Raw genomic sequence first — 3702 nt, forward strand, 5'->3', positions numbered from 1 at the left:
TGCTGTTGGAGACAAAGCAGAACCGCCACCGTTGATTGGGGATGTACCAACAACACCTGTTGTTACTGTTGCGCCGCCAGACACTGTTACAGCATTGCTGACTGTAGTGTTGTTGACGTTACCACCAGTTGCATTGGAAGAAGACGTTGTGTCAATCACCAAAGTACCGGAAGTGACAGAGATCAAAGACAGATCGATGTTGTTTGCGCCAGCGATGTCATCAACGATCGTCAGTTGATGTGGAACATTGCCTGTGAATGTCAATGCTGGGCCTGTCAGGGACAGAGCAGCACGGGCAGCAACGATTGCAGCATATTGAGAAGCAGTGATCACAACAGCAGAGTTTGCTGTGATGTTTTCAATACCAGACAATTGTGCACCAGCCAGGTTGATCGCACCGTAAGTGACCAGTGTATCGTTACCGCCACCCAGGTTGATCGTGTCTGTCACAACGCGGGCAACGGCTGTTGCTGTGGATTGTGCATTCAGGTTCAGGCCTGTGATCGCGTCTGTTGTGTAGGTACCAGCAACATAGTTACCCAGCAATACTACGCGGTCTGTACCAGCGCCGAGTTGCAGGAAGTTGGCACCACGGGCCAGAGCGATGTCCAGCGCAGATTGTGCTGTCAATGCGCCTGCATCGATGGAAACGCCGACTGTTGCGTTAGCAACGTTGGTGTTGTCGATGGCACGGATAGTCAGACGTTCTACGTGGTTTGTTGTGTTCGCAGCCTGGAAGCTGTCAACCAATGCATCAACGATGGTATCGTTCAACTGGACTTGGGACACTTGTGTAATGGCTGTGTCATTGGTCAGTTCGATAGTACCGATGTTTTTGATACCGTTGAAGTCACCGATGGAGGCGTTTGTTGCATTACGCAGTTCGATAACGTCTTCGTTCTTTTGGGTGTTGTTGGTCGTGATTGTATCAACTGCACCACCGTCAATAGCGTGGGAGCCATTGAAGTTGGCATCTGTGAAGATGATACGGTCGGCTGTACGGGAAGCACCTTCTTCGCCTTTGTAGCTGAAGCGGCTTGTGGAGCTCAGTGTACGGGCGTCGATGACGACTGCGCTTTCTGTTGCTGTACCAGCAGTCAGATCAGCGGAGTTGGCAGCGTTGTTGCCTGTATCGTTGTCATTGACGATGGCCAGAACACCTGCGTTGTTGTTGGCAGCGATGAGGTTGTCTGTCAATGTCAAACGGTAGTTACCCGCACCGACAACACCGGCGTTGTTGGAAGTACCCACCAGGCGGATTGTTTCGAAACCGGAAACGTTGGTCCATTCAGACGCGCCCAGAGCGATTGTGTCGCCCAGTGCTGCACCTGTCAGATCGCCGTCGATCACGAGTGTATCGCCTGTACCAGCGCCACCAACGACTGTGTCGGAGATCGTCAGGCCAGCGCGTGTGTCTTTGATGTTATCGAAGATCACTGTGTCGTTACCAGCACCCATCTTGATGTTTTGTGCACCGTTGGCTGCAGCGCTTGTAGATACGCGCACAGTCACGTTGGACAATTCGGCAGATGCGTCGATAGTGGCTGCAACCAGTTTGACTTGACCAGCATTGAGGGACAGATCGGCGATACCTTTGAGGGCGTCAACTGACAGGCCGGATGTGTCGAGCTGGCTGATGCCGCCCAGACCAACTGTGCCAACTGCTGTTGTCGTGTTGGTATCAAAGTTGATGAATGTACCCGTGGCACCTACACCAGCGGCTGTGCCGATAGTGATGGTACCTGTGTGGGCTGCTACGCTTTGCAGGGAAACTGTGTTGCTTTCTGTATCAGCATCAATGATGGTGACGTTTTCAACATTGTTTGTGTTGAGTGCGAAGTTGAAACGTGGGTCTGTGTTCAAACCGTCAGAAATCGTTACGCCGACTGTGTCGCTTGCACCTGTGTCTGTTGTCAGATTGGCGCTGATTGTGGCTTGGCCGATCGCATTGGAGTTGGTGTCACCGTGTTTGATGGTGATGGCTGTCGCTTGGGCAACGTTCAGATTGTTCAGTGTGAACACGTCTGTACCAGCTGTTGGTGTGTTGTTTGGTGCGCCTACTGTGTTGGAGACGTTGCGAACCAATACGCCTGTGACGTCTGGCAGTTTGGTGAAGTCTACTGAGGAGGAGGCATTGTTCAACAACACTTGCAGGGCTTCTACTTTAGTAACGATAGAGGAACCTGTTGCGCCAGCTGTGATGTTGCCGCCGTTGACGATGATCAGTGTATCTGTACCGTCGCCACCTGTCAGGCTGTCGCCAGTCTGGATGGTGTCAGCGAGGTAGAATGTGTCGTTACCGGAACCGCCTGTGACTGTCACATTTTGCAGTTGGCCAGATGTATCTGCCTTGCCTGTGGTGAAGATGCCATTGCCGAGGTTGAGTGTCAGGTTGCCTTTGAATGCGGATGCATCAATGGCGGACAAACGGCCTGCTGCCTGGAGGATACCACCAGTGTAGTTGACGGATTCAATGGTGCCAACTTGTGGGTTGACGACGTTTTGCACTTGGGCCAGTGTGAGGTCTTTGTCGCCAGTGATGATGACTTTGCCTGCTGTGCCTGTGTCCATTGGCAGGTTCAGTGTGCCGATGTTGTTGACATTGCCTGTGCTGTTGATGGTCAGTGTTTCGTAACCTTGGTTGGCAACGCCTGCAGCGGATGTGCCGGACACGTTTTGACCAATGTTGACGGTACCTACCTGGACGTCGGACAGGTTGAGTGTACCTACGTTGGCGCCGAGCAGTGTGCCGTTGCCGAAGGAGAATTCAACTGTACCAGCGTTGTTGGCGTTGGTGCTTGTCAGGGACATGGTGTCGAGAACGGACTTGATGTTTTCGATACGGGCTGTGTTTGTACCTGCTGTAGAGGCAATACGGTTGATACCAACGTTTTTGAGGCCAGTTGCATCTTGCAAATCGACAGCAACAACGGCGTTGTTGTTGACGTTTTGCGCATCAGCGGAGCCAGTGAACGTGAACGTTGCTGTCTGGATATTCTTCAGTGATGGGGTGATGATTGGCGCGCCGTTGTCATTGGAGTTACCCAGTGTGGCTGTCAATTTGTTGTTGGCTGTGGCGGATGTGTTGGAGCCTGTCAGGACGTCTTCGTCTTGCAGGGCGTTAACACGGGAACCACCGTTTGGTGTGTACACCAGACCGGCTGTGAAGTTCTCTGCTGTGGCGATGTCTGTGCTGCTTGTGAGTGTGAAGTCTTTGACGCCGCCACCGTTGACGATGGAGGTGAGGACTGCATCTTGAGTAGCAATTTGGGATGCTTGTGTGGCGGAATCAACTACTTTGCTGAGCCAGTCTTTGGCCAGGGCTGTGTTGCTTGGCAGGGAGTAGGCAACAACTTCTTCGTTGGTGTCGATGGCTGTGGTGAAGGAAGTCGCTGCGGCAACTTTGGAGTCAACGGCAACTTTGTCTGCACCGGTAGCACCACCGAGGATGGCCAGAGCGGCTTGACCGAGGGTGACTTTGCCGTTGAGCAGTTGGCCTGTCCAGTAGTTGAGACCGGCTACGTCGGCTTTGTGGCCGAACAGGTTGTTGTAGATGGTGTTGACGGTGTCTTCTGTCGTTTTACCAGCATACACTGTGGCGTATTCTGCTTGTTTGGAGAAGCTGTCGGCGATTTGGTTCAGGGTGAAACCTTGTGCCATCCAGTAGGCCAGACCATTTGGGTCTGCAGGACGGTTGAAGTA

1 protein-coding gene is annotated in these 3702 nt (G+C 52.7%); it reads right to left on the reverse strand.

Annotated elements, in window-relative coordinates:
* Positions 1-3702 (reverse strand): beta strand repeat-containing protein (locus ACO0LG_RS29460; protein WP_423032162.1); only part of this gene is annotated, 3702 nt, incomplete at both ends.

The sequence above is a fragment of the Undibacterium sp. Ji42W genome (assembly GCF_049340405.1).
Classification (GTDB): domain Bacteria; phylum Pseudomonadota; class Gammaproteobacteria; order Burkholderiales; family Burkholderiaceae_D; genus Undibacterium.